The following is a 17,144-nucleotide window of genomic DNA, read 5'->3' on the forward strand; positions in this document are numbered from 1 at the left end:
CCCCTGCCCGGGAACTAGGGCGAAGCTTCCTGTGGGAGCGGCTTCAGCCGCGAATGGGCCGCAACGCATGCGAGAACGTCCCTTCGCGGCTGAAGCCGCTCCCACCGATTCAGGAGGCTGCCCTTGACTCGCCGGTCAGCCGCCGCCTGCATCGGCCCTATCGGCGCGTCGTCCAGAAATCGGCGTTGCGGATCCCCAGCTTCTCCGGTTCGAAGACCGGATCCTTGCCTTCCTTCTTCTGCCGCTCGTAATCGCGCAGCGCGATGAGCGCCGGCTTCTGCAGGATCAGGATGGCGATGATGTTGAGCCACGCCATGATGCCCACGCCGATGTCGCCGAGGTCCCATGCTGCGCCGGCGCTACGTACCGAGCCGTAGGTCACTGCCGCCATCATCACGATGCGCAGCACGAACACCAGCCACGGGCGATGCACCTTGCGGTTGATGTAGGCGAGATTGGTTTCGGCCATGTAGTAGTACGCGACGATGGTCGTGAAGGCGAAGAACATCAGGGCCAGCGCGACGAAGCTCGCGCCGAAGCCGGGCATCACCGACTCGACCGCGGCCTGCGTGTAGGCGGGGCCGGTTTCGACGCCCGGCAGGTGGTCGAGGATCATCGAACCGTCCGGGTGCTTGACGTTGTACTTGCCGGTGGCGAGCAGCATGAACGCAGTCGCCGAGCACACCAGGAGCGTGTCGATATACACCGAGAAGGCCTGCACATAGCCCTGCTTGGCCGGATGCGACACTTCCGCCGCCGCCGCCGGGTGTGGGCCCGAGCCCTGGCCCGCCTCGTTCGAATACACGCCGCGCTTCACACCCCACTGCACTGCGAGGCCCAGTACCGCCCCGAATCCCGCCTCGAGGCCGAAGGCGCTCTTGAAAATCAGCGCGATCATCGCCGGCACTTGATCAATGTGCAGGAACACGATCACGAGCGCCATCAGGATGTAGGCGAGCGCCATGAAGGGCACGACGAACTCGGCGAAGTGCGCGATGCGCTTGACGCCGCCGAAGATGATGAAGCCCAGCGTGATCACGATCAGCGCCGCGCTGACCGCGTGGTCGATGCCCCATGCGTTGTACACGCCGGCGGCGATGCTGTTGGCCTGTACGCCGGGCAGCAGCAGGCCCATCGCGATCGCCGTCGACACGGCGAAGATCCACGCGTACCACTTCTGCCCCATCGCCTTCTCGATGTAGTAAGCGGGGCCGCCGCGGTACTGGCCGTTATCGTCCTTTTCCTTGTAGATCTGGGCGAGCGTCGATTCGATGTAGGCGGTCGAGGCGCCCAGGAAGGCCGTCATCCACATCCAGAACACCGCACCGGGGCCGCCGAAGGTGATCGCGGTGGCGACGCCAGCGATGTTGCCGGTGCCGACGCGGCCCGACAGCGCCATTGCCAGCGCCTGGAAGGACGAGACGCCGGCGTCCGAGCTCTTGCCCTGGAACATCAGGCGGATCATCTCGTTGAAGCCGCGCACCTGCATGAAGCGCGTGCGGATCGAGAAATACAGGCCCACGCCGAGGCACAGGTACACGAGTGCCGGGCTCCAGACGTAGCCGTTGATGGTTGAAATGAGTGCATCCATTGACTTGCCTCCTTGTGGGATGCGATCTCCCGGTTCCTTGACGGCGCTGTGCCGTTCTCCAGGGTGTGGAGGAGGTTGCGTTGGCTTTGGTGAGCCGTAGCAAGTGGAAATCGCGAGGCGCGAATCATACGCGATGTGTTACAGATCCGGACGATAGTCCTGTTAGGGGCGCGCCGCAGGAGGGTATACTTCAAAGATTTTTCGTTACGCATGCGCCAATGGACCTCCGGGAATCGGCGCGACGACTATTGAGGCTTCACCCTTGGCTCTGACCATTCTCGGCCTGTCCGGCGCCCTGACGCACGACCCCTCTGCCGCCCTCTACATCGACGGCAAGCTCGTCGCCGCGGCGGAAGAAGAGCGCTTCGTGCGCGACAAGCACGCCAAGAACCGCATGCCCTACGAGGCGGCGAAGTTCTGTCTCGACTTTGCCGGCGTCAAGCCGCAGGACGTCGATGCGGTGGCGATCCCGTTCGCGCCGATCAGCATCATGGAGCCGGCGCGCTGGCACTACGCGAAGCGCTACTGGTACGCCCCGGACCGCGGCCTCGATGCGATCCTGACCGGCAATCGGCGCTTCCATCGCTACAAGAAACGCATTGAATGGTGCCTCGCGCAGCTCGGTTTCGACGTCAGGGAGACTGAGATCGTGCCGGTCGAGCACCACCTCGCGCATGCCTCGAGCGCCTACCATTGTTCCGGCTTCACCGAGAAGACCGCGATCCTCGGCATCGACGGCAAGGGCGAGTATGCGACGACCTTCTTCGGCTACGGCGAGAACGGCAAGATCCACAAGATCAAGGAGTTCTACGATCCGGATTCGCTCGGCGGGCTGTACGGCGCGATCACCGAGTACCTCGGCTTCGAGATGCTCGACGGCGAATACAAGGTCATGGGCATGGCGCCCTACGGCGACCCGGACAAGTATGATTTCTCGCGCCTGGCGAAGTTCGAGAACGGCGAGCTCGTCGTCGACACCGACTACGCCAACGTGATCGGCTTCCGCCGCTACAAGGAAAAGGGCAAGGGCTACTACTTCTCGCCCAAGCTGATCGACTGGCTGGGCCCCAAGCGCGCCGGCGACATCGCCGACGAGCCCTACATCCACTACGCCGCGAGCATGCAGAAGCTGTTCGAGGATCTGTCGCTCAAGATGATCGACTACTACCTCGGCGACATCCTGCGCGACACCGGGCGACTGGCGTTTGCGGGCGGCGGTGCGCTCAACGTCAAGCTAAATCAGAAGATCATCGCGCGCCCCGACCTGCGCGAACTCTTCGTGCAGCCGGCCTCGGGCGACTCCGGCACGGCGGTCGGTGCGGCGGCCTACGTTTCGGTCGCGCGCGGCGTGCCGGTGGAGAAGATGGAGCACGTCTACCTCGGCCCGCGCTACACCAACGAGGACGTCATCGCGGCCTGCGCGAAGCACCCGGCGCAGCCGAGTTGGCAGAAGATCGACGACATGCCTGCACGCATCGCGCAGATCCTCGCCGACGGCAACCCGGTGGCCTGGTTCCAGGGGCGCATGGAGTTCGGTCCGCGCGCGTTGGGCGGCCGCTCCATCCTCGGCTGCCCGAGCGCGGCGGGCGTAGCCGACCGCATCAACGAGCAGATCAAGTTCCGCGAGCGCTGGCGGCCGTTCTGCCCCAGCATGCTCGACACCGTCGGCCCGCAGATGCTGCAGACCGACCACCCCGCGCCCTTCATGACCTTCACCTTCGAGGTCGCGGAGGAATGGAAGAGCCGCGTGCCCGAGGTCGTGCACGAGGACGGCACCTCGCGCGCGCAGGTGCTCAAGCGCGAATTCAATCCGCGTTACTACGACCTGATGCTGGAACTGGAGAAGCTCACCGGCAACGGTGTCGTGCTCAACACCTCGCTCAACCGCCGCGGCGAGCCAATGATCTGCTCACCGGCCGATGCGTTGAACATGTTCTTCGGTTCCGATCTGCAGTACCTCATCATGGAAGATGTGCTGGTAAGCAAGAATGTTTAAGAATTCTGGAATACATATTCATATTGTTGGCTGTTCTCCGCGCAGCGGTACGACGCTGATGCAGGAAATGATGGTGGCGTGTTATCGGATCGATCACCATTGTGAGCACGAGCGTAGTCTTTTTAAGGAAAAAATCCGCTTCGGAGGTGTAACGTGCACAAAACATCCGCATGAGGTTCAGTATGCGGGAGGTGCGCTGCGGGCGAACAAGAATCTCTATTTCATTTATATGGTGCGCGATCCGCGCGACGTCGTGGTCAGTCGGCACGCGAATTTTCCAGGGGCGTACTTTACCGGACTGGATTTCTATCTGCGGGCGGAACGATGCGCGTCCAGGCTGGCCGATCACCCTCGGTTTATCGTTGTTCGCTACGAAGATCTGGTCAGGTCGCCAGATTCTGTTCAGGAGTTTCTGGAGAGACGCCTGCCATTTCTCGAGCGGTTACACCGCTTTTCGGAGTTCCATCTTCACGCCAAAGTGTCGCAGGATTCGTCTCAGGCACTTAACGGGGTTCGGCCGCCTGATGCTAAAAGCATCGGCGGATGGCGTAATCATTTGCCGAGAGTTTCCGCTCAATTGAGAAAATTTCCCGCTGCGAATGACGTCCTGATTCGCTATGGATATGAACAGAGCACTAAATGGACAGAAATATTGCCTCCGGCGAATGATCAGGATGCGCTGAGTGTAATCAGCGAACGGGAGGGGCTTAAAAATGCATTCCGGATGAAGTGGAAGGTAATTCGGCGTACGAGCCGGTATTGGTTGAGGCTCAAGGCGAAATGAGTGCCCGTGGTGAGCGGTCCATGCAAAAAATGGTGGATGTCTAACGGAAGTTGATGAATTGGATGTCGAATTGAAGCGTGTAGTACTGTTGTCGGGTGCTTTGAGGTTGTCGGGTTCGACCACCTGGATCTTGAATCTCCACAAGGGCTTATTGCGCCATCATGTTGATGTGGTGCATATTGTTTTGAGTGATGCATCCGAAATTGTCCCGGATTTCGGGTGCACCGTTTATACGGGGCGGGCTCGAGCGAGTTTTTTGTTACGCATTTGGCGGTGGGCGCAGTTGCACCGATTATTGCCCGGTGCTTACGAAGCGCTGCTCGAAAGAGAGTGCTCCGCTCGAGTTGATGCGGTGCTGAGGAAATTGGGCTGGGAGAGTCGGGTTGACTTGGTGATAAAGGATTTTACGTCCCATCTTCCGAGTTCGATTGCGCGATTTCCGGTCGTTGCTGTCGTGCATCAAATGCTATCTCAATCGTGGGGAGATGCTCTCAGTAAAGCTGCAGGGCAGCATGCGCGGTTTTTTGTTCCTGTGAGCAAGGTTGTAGGTGCCGATGCACAGGGGCTTGGGGTTGCCGTTCTGGATCCGATTTACAATCCGCTGGACCGCGACTGGCTTGCAGAGAGAGCCGTGGAGTTTGAGTCCGCAGTGCGCAAGCCCTACATCGTATATGTCGGACGGCTGAGCTCCGCGAAGGGGGTTCATGACTTGCTTGCAGCCTTTTCAAAACTTTCAAGCGATGTTGATCTGGTGTTCGTCGGAAGAGGCGAAGAGCAGGCTGCCCTTGAGGAGGGGGCTTGCCGTCTAAAAGTGGAGACGCGGGTTCATTTTCTCGGGTTCAGGGAGAATCCCTATCCATATATTCGCGGTGCAAGGGTGCTAGTCCTTCCGTCCAAGAGTGAGGCGATGTCCTACGTATCGATGGAGGCGGCCGCTCTCGACATCCCGATTGTGGTGGGGGGGTTTGATGCTGCATTCGAGTTCTTTTCAGATGATGCCGTCGTTCCGCTTCAGCCGGAGGAGGGTTTTGTGTGTCGGCTGGCTGAGAGGATCGACGCAACTATTACAGGAGCCTGCTTTGGTGGTGTGCGGCCGGGTACGTTCGAAAAAATGCGTCCTGAGATTGTCGCGGGCGAATACTTGCGGCTAATTGAAGATTAATTGCGTTATCCGAGACGTGATACCCGGCTTGATATACCGAGAACGTGGATGTTGGGTGTCGTATCTTTCATTGCTTGTGTCTCGGATGGTGCCCGCATGTCTACGACTTCGTATTATGGATGTGCAGGAGGCTGCGCAGAGGAGCCTTCGCCTATTATGTGTGTCGATCAATTGGTCACGATCTGTTCGCCATCGGCGGGTACCTGACTGATGCAGATATCAAAATCTGAGATTCTGCAGTTCTGCCATTGCCACTACGGCCCCTTCGGCGACGTCGCGCGGCAGTATGCCGTGCTGTTCAAGGATTCGCCGTACAAGGTGACGACGGTCTACCTGACCGATCCGCCGAGCGACGAAATCACCGCCCTGTCGGCGTCCGACGAGGTGATCTATCTCGACTACGATGGTGGCGACGTGCGCGGGCTCAAGCTTGACGCGATGCGCCGCGTGCGTGAAATCATCGCCGGACGCGACTTCGCGCTGATCCTCGCGCATCGCTTCAAGCCGATCCACATCTCGTGCTGGGGGACCAGCCTCCCCGTGATCGGCGTGCACCACGCCTTCGGCGACTACGAGCGGCTCACACACAAGCTCTTCGCGCGCTGGTTCGGCAAGCGCCTCGGCCTGCTGGGCGTGTCGGACGCGATCCGCGACGACATCCGCCGCGGCGTGCCGTCGTGGGCGCCCGATCGCATCGAGACGCTGCATAATCGTATCGACGTCGATGCCGTGCGGGCCGAAGTGCTGCCGCGCGAGGCCGCACGCGAGCTGCTGGGCTTGCCGCGCAATGCCTTCGTCGTCGGCAACGTCGGGCGTCTGCACCCGGACAAGGACCAGGCGACCTTGCTGCGCGGCTTTGCCCGCGCCCTGCCGGAACTGCCTGGGGAAGCGATGCTGGCGATCCTCGGCCAAGGGCGGCTCGAGGACGACCTGCGCAAGCTCGCCGCCGAACTGGGCATCGCTGCGCGGGTGCGCTTCCTCGGGCAGGTGCCGAATGCCCGCCGCGCCTTCTCGGCCTTCGACCTGTTCGCACTGAGTTCCGACCATGAGCCCTTCGGCATGGTGCTGCTCGAGGCCATGGCCGCCCGCGTGCCGGTGGTTGCGACCGACTGCGGCGGGGCGCCGGAAGTCGTCGGCGATGCCGGCGAGCTTTTCCCGCTGGGCGGCGCGGCGGCCCTCGCCGGCCTGATCGTCAAGGCAGCGCGCCGGCCCGCGGCCGAGCGCGAGCTGCTCGTCGAGCGGGGCACGGCCCGCCTTTACACGCACTTCTCCGACGAGGCCGCGCGCCGCCGCTTTTTCGAGCTGCCCATGGTCACGTCGGTGCTCGGCGAGCCGGAGTGGCTGCGATGAGCGAACATCAGCCCTCGATCTGCTTCGTCGTGCCGTATTTCGGCCGCTGGCCGTTCTGGATGCCGTTTTTCGTCGAGAGCTGTCGTGCCAACCCGACCGTGGACTGGCTACTCTTTTCCGACTGCGGTCCGATTCCAGACTGCCCGCCCAACGTGCGCGTCGTCGCGACTTCGTACGCGGACTATTGCGCTCGCGTCGCAGGTGCTCTCGGGATCCCCTTCGCGCCGCAGAATCCTTACAAGCTGTGCGACGTGAAGCCGGCGTTCGGGCACATCCATGCCGAGGAGTTGCGCGGCTACGATTTCTGGGCCTTCGGCGACCTGGATCTCGTCTGGGGCGACCTGCGCGCATATTTCACCGCGGAGCGCCTGGCGCGCAGGGACCTTTTTGCGACCCATGCGCGGCGTATCTCGGGGCATTGCTGCCTGGTCAGGAACACCGAGGAGATGCGTGGGCTCTTCTTCCGGATGCGTGACTGGCAGTCACGCATGAGCGAGCAGAAGCACCATGCGCTGGACGAAGGCGCCTTCAGCCGGATCTTCATCCGTTACAAGAACCTGCCCGACCGGGTCGCCCATCTGCCGCGCCTGCTCAATTCGTGGTATCGGCGCGCGGAATTCGTCGAGGCCTTCAGCACGCCCGATGCGAAGGTCGCCTGGGTCGATGGCGGCTTCGACTTCCCGCAGCGTTGGTGCTGGGACCACGGCCGCCTGACCAATGACCGCGACGGGGAGCGTGTCTTTCCTTACCTGCATTTCGTCGTGTGGAAGAAGCACGCCTGGAAGAGCCTGCCGGCTCAGGATCCTGCCGCGCTCGCAAGGCTTGCCGCCTCGGGTCGATGGGCCGTCGATGCGCAGGGCTTCCACCCGCTCGGGGAGGTCGCGGCATGAAGATCCTGTTGCTCGTCCAGAAGGAGCAACGTGTCGTCCTTGACCGGCTGTACGAGGGCATTGCGGCGCACACGGACTGCGACCTGCGCTGGCTCGGACGCGAGGACCAGGCGAACCTGCGGCGCTATTTCCGGCGCGAGGTGCGCGTCGAAGACTACGAGCGGATCGTGTTCTTCCTGCGCTTCAAGCAGGAGATCCGGCAGGTGCCCTTCATCCGCACCGTGCCGAACCTCGTGATCCTCGAACACGATGCCTGTCAGAACTATTTCCCCGGCAAGTATCAGGGAAAGTTCAGCCGCCACTATGCGCAGCTACCGTGGGCGCGGGTGATCAGTTCCGGATACACGGTGACGCAGAGGTTGCGTGCGGAGGGTACGGATGCGGTGTTCGTGCCCAAGGGGTACGACCAGGCGATGCTGCGTAACCTGGGCCATGAGCGCGACATCGAACTCGCTTTCGTCGGCAGCACGAAGAGTTCGGTGTATACCGAACGCAGACGGATGCTCGACGAGATCGCCGCCCGCGAGCAACTCCTGATCACCCGGACGGCGTCGGGGGACGAGTACCTGCGGATGCTCAACCGGATCCGTTTCTTCGTCAGTGCCGATGCCGGCATCGGCGAGTACATGATCAAGAATTTCGAGGCGATGGCCTGCGGTTGCGTGCTGTGCGCCTACGACCAAGGCGAGCAGGAGAACGTCGCACTGGGTTTCCGCGACATGGAGAACATCGTCCTGTATCGCGATGCGAACGAATTGAGCGCGAAGCTCGCAGCGCTGCGCGCCAATCTCGCGCTCGCTGCGCGGATCGCCGCGGCAGGGCAGGCATTGGCCGAGCGGGAATACCGCTTCGATTGCCTGGGGGAAAAAGTCGCGAATGCTTTGCGATCGCCGCTGCGGCCCCAATCGCCAGTGCGGTGGATTGAAAGGCTACGTTTGTCGCTTGGCGTTTGATAGGGCACAGACGATCATGAAGCTGTCGCCTCGCGTGTGGAGTCGTTGGCGTTCGGTAGTGATTTCAGTTGCTGAAGATTGCAGCAATATATGCAGTTCGAGAGTTAAGTATGTCGATGGATAGCGTTGTAGTGTGCGACAAGAGCTACCGTTTCAACGGACGCTGCCTCATGCGGGCTGTTCCGACAGCGGTTTTGGTGTGTTTCATGGTGTCGTTTTTTTTGCCTATATCGTCGAAAGCATCGAATAATATCTTTTATGCTGGAGTGGCCGTTCCTGCTTTAATCTGGTGGTTTAGAAATCCCCGCAGCTGTTTCAGCGTTTTTCGTGTTTCGGTCCCGTTTTTCGTTTTTTTTGCCTTGCTTTCCTTTTTTCTCGGCTGGAAGGATCTCTCTTTCCTGGAGAGTTCGTCCTACCTTTTGCTCATGTTCATCGCCTGCGCGATGCTCGAGCAGCACCGGCGTGCGATTGTTGGAGCCTTCCTGATTTTCGCGATCGTCTGTTTTGCGATGTTGTTTGTCGGAATAATCGAGTGGATCAAAGTGATGCGAGTCGCCGATGTTGCGCCGAGGATCATTTTGTGGGGGCAGTCAGAGAATCCGATCTTTGCAGCCTTGATGATCATTTGCGGCATGACCTTCCTCTGGGTGTTCCATGTCGAGGACTATCTTGCGAGGCGCGCGGATTGGGTCAAGTGGTTTGGATTCTGTGCCTTTGTCAGCTTGTGTATCACGTGCGCAGTCGTCTTTCAGGCTCGGTCTGCACTGATTGGACTGTTCTTGTTTCTCGCGGCTTACGTTATACAGCGCGATTATCTCAAACCCGCATTAATTGCGGTCGCATTGCTCCTTCTTGGGCTTCTCGTTTCAGGTGCCGGAGATGTCCTGCTGGAACGAGGCGTGAGTTTTCGGCCGGCGATTTGGGAAGCCGCAATTCGACGGATCTTAGAGGACTGCAGCATCGTTACGGGGTGCGGCAGGGATCGTCACAAGCTGTTAGGCGCGTTCGAACATCCTCACAGCGCATATCTCTCCGTGCTCTACCAAGGGGGGGGGATTGGATTCGCCTTGTTTGCGGCCATGGGAACAACGTTTCTCGTATCGACCTGGAGGGCGAGATCGCGCTGGTTGCTGGTGGCCCTTGTCGGTTGGGGAGGCGTGGTGACGACGACTGGAGGAGTTTTCGTTCAGCCACGACCGTTATGGGTGTATGTGTGGATACCCACTTTCATGGCATTACTGGAGACGGGACGTCCCGCCCTTGAAGCGTATTACCTTGTCCGGAGTCGGGTTAGTTCGTCCGACTGAGATTTGGCACGCGTGCGATGTGCTTGGGTTCGATATGGATGGTGGAGTCGAAATTATACGCAGCAAGAAAGTGTGAGCCGCCGATCTCATTCACGAAACGCGTGTCGGCCTTGTAGCGGAACACGTGGCGAAAATTGCGCACGCGCTTGTGCCGACTGATCGGGCCGCGCTGCACGCTCATGTCGGAGACGTCGATCAGGCCGAAGCCGCCGTCGGGCATGAGCAGGACGTTGCCCAGATGCAGCGAGCGGAAGTAGATGCCTTCGTCGTGGAGCCGGGCGATGAAGCCGGCGAGGCGCAGTAGCAACGCGGAGCGCTCTTCGGCGCCCAAGCCGGGCAGTAGGCTGCGGATGGTGTCGCCGGGCAGGGGCCAGTAGCGCACCGCCGTCTTGCGCTCGCTGTCGATGGCGTAGGTTTCGAGCACCTGTGGGCAGGGGATGTCGCGTGCGGCGAGCGCTTCGGCGTTGCGCCGGAAACAGTCGGCCGGCGGAAAGAACAGCGCCGAGGACAGGAAGCGCTTGCGGCGGAAGAGCTTGAGGAAGGAGCCGTCGGCCAGGCGCAGGACCTTTTCGCCGCGCTGGTCGGCTTCGATGACCGTCGCGCCCTTGCGCAAGGCGGAAAAGGCTTCACGGTTGAGTGGGGTCACTGGGCGCTGCCGCGAGAATCAAAGGTACAATTTTAACCCGCATGTTGCAGTGCAGGCCGGTAATTTGCGGCAGTGCACGAATCCCCTTTCCGGAAGCCCCACAACTTGAAGCGCAAAAAAGACACGCAGGCCGCTTCCAGCCTCAAGATCTATCTCCGTCTGCTGAGCTATGTCCGGCCCTATGTGCCGGCGTTTGCGCTCAGCATTGTCGGTTTCCTGATCTTCGCGTCCTCCCAGCCGATGCTGGCGGGCATCCTGAAGTACTTCGTCGACGGGCTCTCCAATCCCGATGCGGCGCTGTTCGCGGGCGTGCCGCTGCTGGAGTCGCTGCCGCTGATGAAGGCGGTGCCGGTGATGATCGTCGCGATCGCGGTGTGGCAGGGCCTCGGCTCCTACCTGGGCAACTACTTCCTTGCCAAGGTCTCGCTGGGCCTCGTGCAGGATCTGCGGCTGGCGCTGTTCGACAGCCTGCTGCGGCTGCCGAACCGCTATTTCGACGAGACCAACTCGGGGCACCTGATCTCGCGCATCACCTTCAACGTGACGATGGTCACCGGCGCGGCGACCGACGCGATCAAGGTCGTGATCCGCGAGGGGCTCACGATCGTGTTTCTGTTCGGCTACCTGCTGTGGATGAACTGGAAGCTCACCCTGGTGATGCTCGCGATCCTGCCGGTGATCGGGGTGATGGTGGCGAGCGCGAGCCGCAAGTTCCGCAAGCAGAGCAAGAAGATCCAGGCCGCGATGGGCGACGTGACGCATGTCGCGTCCGAGACGATCCAGGGCTACCGCGTCGTTCGCAGCTTCGGCGGCGAAGCGTATGAATCCCGGCGCTTCCAGGCGGCGAGCGAGGACAACACGCGCAAGCAGCTCAGGATGGTGAAGACCGGCGCGACCTACACGCCGATGCTGCAGCTGGTGAGCTACACGGCGATGTCGGTGCTGCTGTTCCTCGTATTGTGGTTGCGCGGCGACTCGTCGGCGGGCGACCTTGTCGCCTACATCACGGCGGCCGGGTTGTTGCCGAAGCCGATTCGCCAGCTCTCCGAAGTGAGTTCCACGATCCAGAAGGGCGTAGCGGGGGCCGAGAGCATTTTCGAGCAGCTCGATACGCCGCCCGAAGAGGATCGCGGCACGGTCGCGCGCGAGCGCGTCGCTGGGCGGCTTGAGGTCCGCGACCTGAGCTTCCGCTATCCAGGCAGCAACCGTCTGGTGCTCGACGGTATCGACTTCACCGTCGAGCCTGGGCAGATGGTGGCGCTGGTGGGGCGTTCCGGTAGCGGCAAGTCGACACTCGCGAACCTGATCCCGCGCTTCTACCATCACGAGAGCGGGCAGATCCTGCTCGACGGCGTGGACGTCGAGGACTACACGCTGAAGAACCTGCGCCGCCACATCGCGCTGGTGACGCAGCAGGTGACCCTCTTCAACGACACGGTGGCGAACAACATCGCCTACGGCGATCTCGCCGATGCGCCGCGCGAAGCTGTGGAGGCGGCGGCGCAGGCGGCCTTCGCGGCGGAGTTCATCGAGCGTCTGCCGCAGGGCTACGATACCGAGATCGGCGAGAACGGCGTGATGCTGTCCGGTGGCCAGCGCCAGCGCCTGGCGATCGCGCGCGCGCTGCTGAAGGACGCGCCGGTACTGATTCTCGACGAGGCGACCTCGGCACTCGACACCGAGTCCGAGCGCCACATCCAGGCGGCGCTCGATCGCGTGATGGCGGGCCGCACGACGCTGGTGATCGCGCATCGGTTGTCGACGATCGAGAAGGCTGACGTGATCATGGTGATGGAGCAGGGGCGGATCGTCGAGCGCGGCTCGCATGCGGAACTGCTCGCTCGGGACGGGGCGTACGCGCGGCTGCATGCAATGCAGTTCGCGGAGCAGGTTGTCGAGGGCTAGTGTTGCACGCCGTGTGGCCCTTTGGTTGGCACGGCGGAGCGAAGCGGAGACTCCCGGGCTGGGGTGGGGATGGGGGGCTCGACGGCGCTCGCAACACACCCATCCCCATCCTGCCCTTCCCCTTGAAGGGGAAGGTACTTCCTAATTGGCTCCTGCGCTTTATTGCGCCGCCCGGCGGTTGTCGTACATCATGAAGCGCGAGGTCTCGTGCAGCCCCCGCGCAAGCGCTGCGAGGCGGGCGAATTCCTCGGGGTGGGCGTCGGCGACGTTGTCGGTCGGGGTCTTCGACGCGAGGTCGTGCATCGTCGCGTGGCTGCCGTCGTGGTTCATCTGCACCAGGAAGTTGCGCGTGACGGCGCCGATCAGCGGGAAGGCGCCTTCGCGCAGGATCACATGCACGGCGCGCTCGCCTTCGGGCGCGGGGAGCTGCACGTCGCGGCCGAGCGCGCCATTGCGGTATTCGACGCCGAGCAGGCCGGCGACGGTCGGCAGCAGGTCGACGAGGCTCGCGGCTTCCTCGAATACCCGCGGTTTCAGCAGCTTGGGCGCGTAGATCACCGCCGGGACGTGGGTACTCTCGAGGTTCAGCTGCTCGAAGGCCGGCGGCATGAAGGGCAGGCGGCTGATGCGGCCGTTGTGGTCGCCGAAGAGCACGAAGATGGTGTTGTCGAACCAGCCGTCGCGCTTGGCGATCTCCATCAGGCGGCCGATGTTGTGGTCCAGCAGGCGCACGGCGTTGTACTGGTCGACGTCCTGGAAGCTCGCGTCCTGCACTTCCTGCAGCGAGGGCTTGCGGATTTCGAAGCCCTCGTTGTCGGCGGGGATGGTGTAGGGCCGGTGGTTGCCGGCGGTCTGGATGTAGGCGAAGAAGGGGCGCTTCTTCGCGTCGTCCTTGAGCAGGGCGCTGCTCTCGCGGAACAGGTTGAGGTCGGAGATGCCCCACACGTCGTCGTTGGGCGACTTCCACCCGCCTTCCTCGACGAGCTCGATGCCGTCGATGCTGCTCTGGATCAGCGCGTTCATGTTGGCCCAGCCGGCGCTGCCGCCGATCGCGTAGACCTTGCGGTGCTCCTTCAGTGCGTTGATGACCGTGTGCTGGTTGCTGATGAAGGGGTTGCGCGTCGCGCTCTCGGCGCGGGCGGCGTCGGGGATGCCGGTGATGCTGGCCCACACGGTTTTTGCGGTACCGGACACCGGGACGTGGAAATTGCGGAACAGCCAGCCGTCGCGCGCGATCGCGTCGAGGTTGGGGGTCGGGTTCAGGGGGTTGCCGAAGCTGCCGACGCGGCTCGCGCCGAGCGATTCGAGCATCACGAAGACGACGTTGGGCGTGCGCTGGAATTGCAGGCGGTGCGGCTGGGGGCCGATGTGGCGCGTGACGTTGAGCTTCTCGGGGTCGGGCTGAGTGACGCCGAGGTAGCGCGTCATCAGCTCGTAGTGCTTCGCGACCTGGGCGCGGTCGAAGGTTTCCTGCGGCGTGCGGATGGTGTCGTAGATGAAGATCACCGGGTTGAGGCCCAACGCGCCGACCGCCGAGTTGCCCGACACGAAGGCATCGCTCCAGCGCAGCGGCACGGGGTTCGAGGGGTTGATGCTGGTGAGGCGGCCGATCAGGCCGAGCAGGGTCAGGATGGCGAGCGCGAACGCGCCGACGGCGGCGCGTGAGATCGTCGGCCTCACGCGTGCGGGCCGGTCGAGCAGTCGGCGTTCGAGGCGGATCGCGGCCCACAGCACGAGCACCGATGCGGCGAGCCAGCCGGCGGTGATCTGCAATACCGGGTAGCTCTGCCACAGCATGCCCGCCGAGATGTCCTTGTTGCCGAGGAAGCGCAGGATGGTCGAATTGATGCGCAGGCCGAGGTAGTCGTAGTGGCCGAAGTCGAGTACGTAGACGAGCAGCACGAAAAGGATTGCGAGGCCCAGGTACAGCCGCGAGAGGCCGCGCACGAGGCCGCAGCGCACGAGGTTCGCGCGCGGCAGGAAGGCCAGCAGCGCGACCGGCAGCATCATCAGGATCGCCAGGCGCAGGTCGAAGCGCAGGCCGATGCCGACCGCCTCGACAATGCGCTCGCGGTCGATGCCGCCCATGGCGTCGAAATCGGCGAAGCCGATCAGGAAGGCGCCGCGCAGCAGCGCGAAGACGGCGAAGAGCAGGGCCGTGCCGCCGAGGAGGTAGCGCACGCGGCGGGAGTGGAGCCAATCGGTCAGGAGCATGGGTGTGCGGTTATCAGTTAATTCTCGTTCGCCCTGAGCTTGTCGAAGGGCATTTGCAGGGCTTCGACAAGCTCAGGGCGAACGGAAGTTCGACTTCAGGTTGTATATGAGCGCTCAGGGGCGGCCGGGCAGCATCGCGGCCAGCCAGCGATGGAGTGGCGAATCCGCGGGCCAGTTGCGCAGGAAGCGGGCGCAATCGCGGCGCCAGGCACGGTGGAAGCCGCCGATTGTAGCGTGCTGGCGGACCGCATCAAGGTCGATCAGCAAGGCCTTGTTACCGTCCCACAGCAGGTTGGTGGCCTTCAAATCACCATGGCTTATGCGTTCCCGATACAGGGTGGCGAAGAGCGTCTTGAGGGACGCGGCTTCCGCGGGGGCGGGTACCTCGTCGGCACGCAGTTGCGTGAGCATGTCGGGGCCGCCGCAGTATTCGGTGACGAGCCAGGCGCGGGCGCGCAGCGGGCCCCAGCGCTCCTCGATCAGTGCCAGTGGCGTGGGTGTCGGGATGCCGAACAGGGCAAGCCGGTGCCCTTCGCGCCACGAGTGCCAGGCTCGCGTCGGGCGCCAGGCGCGCGAGAGCGCGTGACCGAAGTGCTTGAGGTTGTAGCGCTTGATGACGAAGCGGCGCTGGCCGAGTTCGACGAGCGAGACGGTGCAGGTGTTGCCGCGCTTGAGCGGGTGGCCGGTCTCGACCCAGTGGTCGGGGTCGGCGAGCAGGGGGGCGAGGGCGTCGGCCTCCGTGCGCACCACGGCCTCGAAGCGGTGCAGGCTGCGCTGCACGCGGAACAGCGTGCAGTCGCGCCCGGTCTTGGCGAGGTAGTCGCGCAGGCGCCAGGCGCGTTCGTGGCGCAGCGCGCGGGCAAGCACGGCGTCGTCTAGGGATTGCGCGCCGCCGTCGCGGTAGGCGGCGAGCAGCGGCGCGAGCGCGCCATCCCAGGTGCGCGGCAACTGTGCGATGAGCATCGCGAGGTCGCGTGCAGCGGGCTTGGCGGCGAGCGGGGCAGTTGCGCTCGTCACGGCGTCGCCGTCGATGAGGTAAAGATGTCCGTCGTGCAGCAGGAAGTTGCCGAAGTGCAGGTCGTCGTGGGCGAGGCCGGCGCGGTGCAGTTGCCCGAGCAGGCGGAAGGCGGGCACGAGCAGCGCGCACGCATCGGCGTCGCCGGGTAGGCGGTCGGCGAGGGGACGCCAGTGTTCGAGCAGCGTCGTCGCGCCGTCGAGGAATTCGGTGGTCAGCAGGTGGCCGCCGCCGGGCAGCGCGGCCGCGGCGATGAGGGCCGGGGTCGGAATGCCGGCCGCGGCGAGCGCCGCGATGCCCCTGCGTTCGCGTTCGGCGCGGCGGGCGCTGTCCTTGTCGATGAAGAGCTTGGCGAGCACGCGGCGGCCGTCGAGCAGGCTGTCGCCGACGACGCGTCGGCCGGGCAGTACGCGCAGGAGGCGCGTCGTGACAAGTTCGCTCCTCCCGCCGAGGGCGACGCGGAAAGGTACGGCGGGCGTGCGTCCGGCGGCGCGTAGCGTGGCCGCGTCGGCGAGCGGAGCGTCGGTCGCGATTAGCGCAGGTTGAAGATGGTCGGTCATCGGCGGGCGGCCTTGCGGTGGTGGCGGCGCAGGATGCGGGCCACGAGGCGTGCGGCGTCGTCGTCGAGGGCGTCGCGCCCCAGGTAGCGCAGCAGGAAGCGCAGGCGCTCGGTGGCGGCGGGCCCCCTGGTGTGGCGGTTCAGCGCGTCGAGGTCGCGCGCGCGGTCGCGTGTGCCGAGGACGATGCGGCGCGTCTTCTCGAGGTCGATCAGGCGGGCGCTGGCGAGCGGGCCATCGACGCGCACGAAGACGTGCTTCGGGTACAGGCAGTTGTGCAGGTGGCCGGCGCCGTGCAGCGTGCGCGCGAGGCCGGCCACGGCGTCGACGATTGCGCGGCGGGTCGCGCGCGGCAGCGTCGGCCAGTCGGCGAGCCAGCGGTCGAGCGGGCGGTGGTCGTCGAGCGCGCGCGTGACGAGCAGCGCGCAGACCTTGCCGGCGATGCGGCGCTGGCCGAAGAACACCGCCTCGAGCGCGGGCACGTCGTCGTGCTGGTAGCGGCGGATGTTGCGGAATTCGCGTGCGAAAGTGGCTTCGCCGAGCGGGTGGCGCAGGCTGCGGCTGAGGTGGTCGATCTGGCGCTTGAGGTAGAAGGCCTGCGAGCGGCCGTCGGCGTCCGCAAGTTCCAGCCGGCTCACGCTGCTCCAGCCGCCGCGGCCGGTGTTGGGGGTGTCGACGCTGTCGAGTTCGAGTGCCCACAGGGCGTCGAAGCGGTCGAGGCCGTGCTGCGCGAAGAGCGCGCGGGCGGAGTCGGCGAGGTAGTCGTCCGTCACC

The 17,144-nt window shown here is 63.7% G+C and carries 13 protein-coding genes; 8 read left to right on the plus strand and 5 right to left on the minus strand.

The window, feature by feature from the left end:
* Positions 1 to 157: 157 nt before the first annotated feature.
* Complete coding sequence (locus GO615_RS14355) at positions 158 to 1,591, minus strand: alanine/glycine:cation symporter family protein (protein ID WP_169129178.1); 1,434 nt, start codon at positions 1,589 to 1,591, stop codon at positions 158 to 160.
* A 262-nt stretch (positions 1,592 to 1,853) separates the two neighbouring features.
* Here GO615_RS14355 and GO615_RS14360 point away from each other — a divergent pair, with 262 nt between their 5' ends.
* The 7 genes from GO615_RS14360 to GO615_RS14390 all read left to right on the plus strand — a co-directional run bounded on the left by GO615_RS14360 (position 1,854) and on the right by GO615_RS14390 (position 10,033).
* Positions 1,854 to 3,587: a carbamoyltransferase family protein gene (locus GO615_RS14360; protein ID WP_169129180.1), complete on the plus strand. Its 1,734-nt coding sequence runs from the start codon at positions 1,854 to 1,856 to the stop codon at positions 3,585 to 3,587.
* Entirely contained in the window at positions 3,580 to 4,371 is a 792-nt protein-coding gene (locus GO615_RS14365; RefSeq protein ID WP_169129182.1) for a sulfotransferase family protein, read from the plus strand. The genes GO615_RS14360 and GO615_RS14365 overlap by 8 nt, the downstream gene beginning before the upstream one ends.
* 58 nt (positions 4,372 to 4,429) lie before the next feature.
* Positions 4,430 to 5,533, plus strand: a complete 1,104-nt coding sequence (locus GO615_RS14370) for a glycosyltransferase (RefSeq protein WP_169129184.1) — start codon at positions 4,430 to 4,432, stop codon at positions 5,531 to 5,533.
* Between the two features lie 210 nt (positions 5,534 to 5,743).
* Complete coding sequence (locus GO615_RS14375) at positions 5,744 to 6,883, plus strand: glycosyltransferase (RefSeq protein WP_211167120.1); 1,140 nt, start codon at positions 5,744 to 5,746, stop codon at positions 6,881 to 6,883.
* Positions 6,880 to 7,773, plus strand: a complete 894-nt coding sequence (locus GO615_RS14380) for a DUF6625 family protein (protein WP_169129186.1) — start codon at positions 6,880 to 6,882, stop codon at positions 7,771 to 7,773. The genes GO615_RS14375 and GO615_RS14380 overlap by 4 nt, the downstream gene beginning before the upstream one ends.
* Entirely contained in the window at positions 7,770 to 8,726 is a 957-nt protein-coding gene (locus tag GO615_RS14385; protein ID WP_169129188.1) for a glycosyltransferase family protein, read from the plus strand. Before GO615_RS14380 ends, GO615_RS14385 begins: the two co-directional genes overlap by 4 nt.
* 110 nt (positions 8,727 to 8,836) lie before the next feature.
* Positions 8,837 to 10,033 carry an O-antigen ligase family protein gene (locus GO615_RS14390; protein WP_246262293.1) on the plus strand — a complete coding sequence of 399 codons (1,197 nt, stop codon included), beginning with the start codon at positions 8,837 to 8,839 and terminating at the stop codon, positions 10,031 to 10,033.
* On the opposite strand, the gene GO615_RS14395 is transcribed toward GO615_RS14390, so the two are convergent.
* Positions 10,017 to 10,679, minus strand: coding sequence for a BUD32 family EKC/KEOPS complex subunit (locus GO615_RS14395; RefSeq protein ID WP_211167121.1), 663 nt, complete (start codon positions 10,677 to 10,679; stop codon positions 10,017 to 10,019). The two genes, GO615_RS14390 and GO615_RS14395, sit on opposite strands and share 17 nt — an antisense overlap.
* A 105-nt stretch (positions 10,680 to 10,784) precedes the next feature.
* On the opposite strand from GO615_RS14395, the gene msbA reads away from it, so the two are divergent.
* Positions 10,785 to 12,584, plus strand: coding sequence for a lipid A export permease/ATP-binding protein MsbA (msbA, locus tag GO615_RS14400; RefSeq protein WP_169129190.1), 1,800 nt, complete (start codon positions 10,785 to 10,787; stop codon positions 12,582 to 12,584).
* 159 nt (positions 12,585 to 12,743) lie between these two features.
* Here msbA and GO615_RS14405 read toward each other — a convergent pair whose 3' ends face one another.
* The 3 genes from GO615_RS14405 to GO615_RS14415 form a co-directional block, all read right to left on the minus strand.
* Positions 12,744 to 14,798, minus strand: coding sequence for an LTA synthase family protein (locus tag GO615_RS14405; RefSeq protein ID WP_169129192.1), 2,055 nt, complete (start codon positions 14,796 to 14,798; stop codon positions 12,744 to 12,746).
* 114 nt (positions 14,799 to 14,912) lie between these two features.
* Positions 14,913 to 16,373, minus strand: coding sequence for a lipopolysaccharide kinase InaA family protein (locus GO615_RS14410; RefSeq protein WP_169129194.1), 1,461 nt, complete (start codon positions 16,371 to 16,373; stop codon positions 14,913 to 14,915).
* Entirely contained in the window at positions 16,370 to 17,143 is a 774-nt protein-coding gene (locus tag GO615_RS14415; protein ID WP_169129196.1) for a lipopolysaccharide kinase InaA family protein, read from the minus strand. The genes GO615_RS14410 and GO615_RS14415 overlap by 4 nt, the downstream gene beginning before the upstream one ends.
* Position 17,144: the final 1 nt, after the last annotated feature.

Origin of the sequence: Aromatoleum evansii (assembly GCF_012910805.1) — a bacterium.
In the GTDB taxonomy this organism is placed as follows: domain Bacteria; phylum Pseudomonadota; class Gammaproteobacteria; order Burkholderiales; family Rhodocyclaceae; genus Aromatoleum; species Aromatoleum evansii.

Excerpts from the sequence above, each read along its gene's own strand:
- GO615_RS14355 (WP_169129178.1), bottom strand. The coding sequence starts at position 1,591 with ATGGATGCACTCATTTCAACCATCAACGGCTACGTCTGGAGCCCGGCA.
- GO615_RS14365 (WP_169129182.1), top strand. The coding sequence starts at position 3,580 with ATGTTTAAGAATTCTGGAATACATATTCATATTGTTGGCTGTTCTCCG.
- GO615_RS14375 (WP_211167120.1), top strand. The coding sequence starts at position 5,744 with ATGCAGATATCAAAATCTGAGATTCTGCAGTTCTGCCATTGCCACTAC.
- GO615_RS14380 (WP_169129186.1), top strand. The coding sequence starts at position 6,880 with ATGAGCGAACATCAGCCCTCGATCTGCTTCGTCGTGCCGTATTTCGGC.
- GO615_RS14385 (WP_169129188.1), top strand. The coding sequence starts at position 7,770 with ATGAAGATCCTGTTGCTCGTCCAGAAGGAGCAACGTGTCGTCCTTGAC.
- GO615_RS14390 (WP_246262293.1), top strand. The coding sequence starts at position 8,837 with ATGTCGATGGATAGCGTTGTAGTGTGCGACAAGAGCTACCGTTTCAAC.
- GO615_RS14405 (WP_169129192.1), bottom strand. The coding sequence starts at position 14,798 with ATGCTCCTGACCGATTGGCTCCACTCCCGCCGCGTGCGCTACCTCCTC.
- GO615_RS14410 (WP_169129194.1), bottom strand. The coding sequence starts at position 16,373 with ATGACCGACCATCTTCAACCTGCGCTAATCGCGACCGACGCTCCGCTC.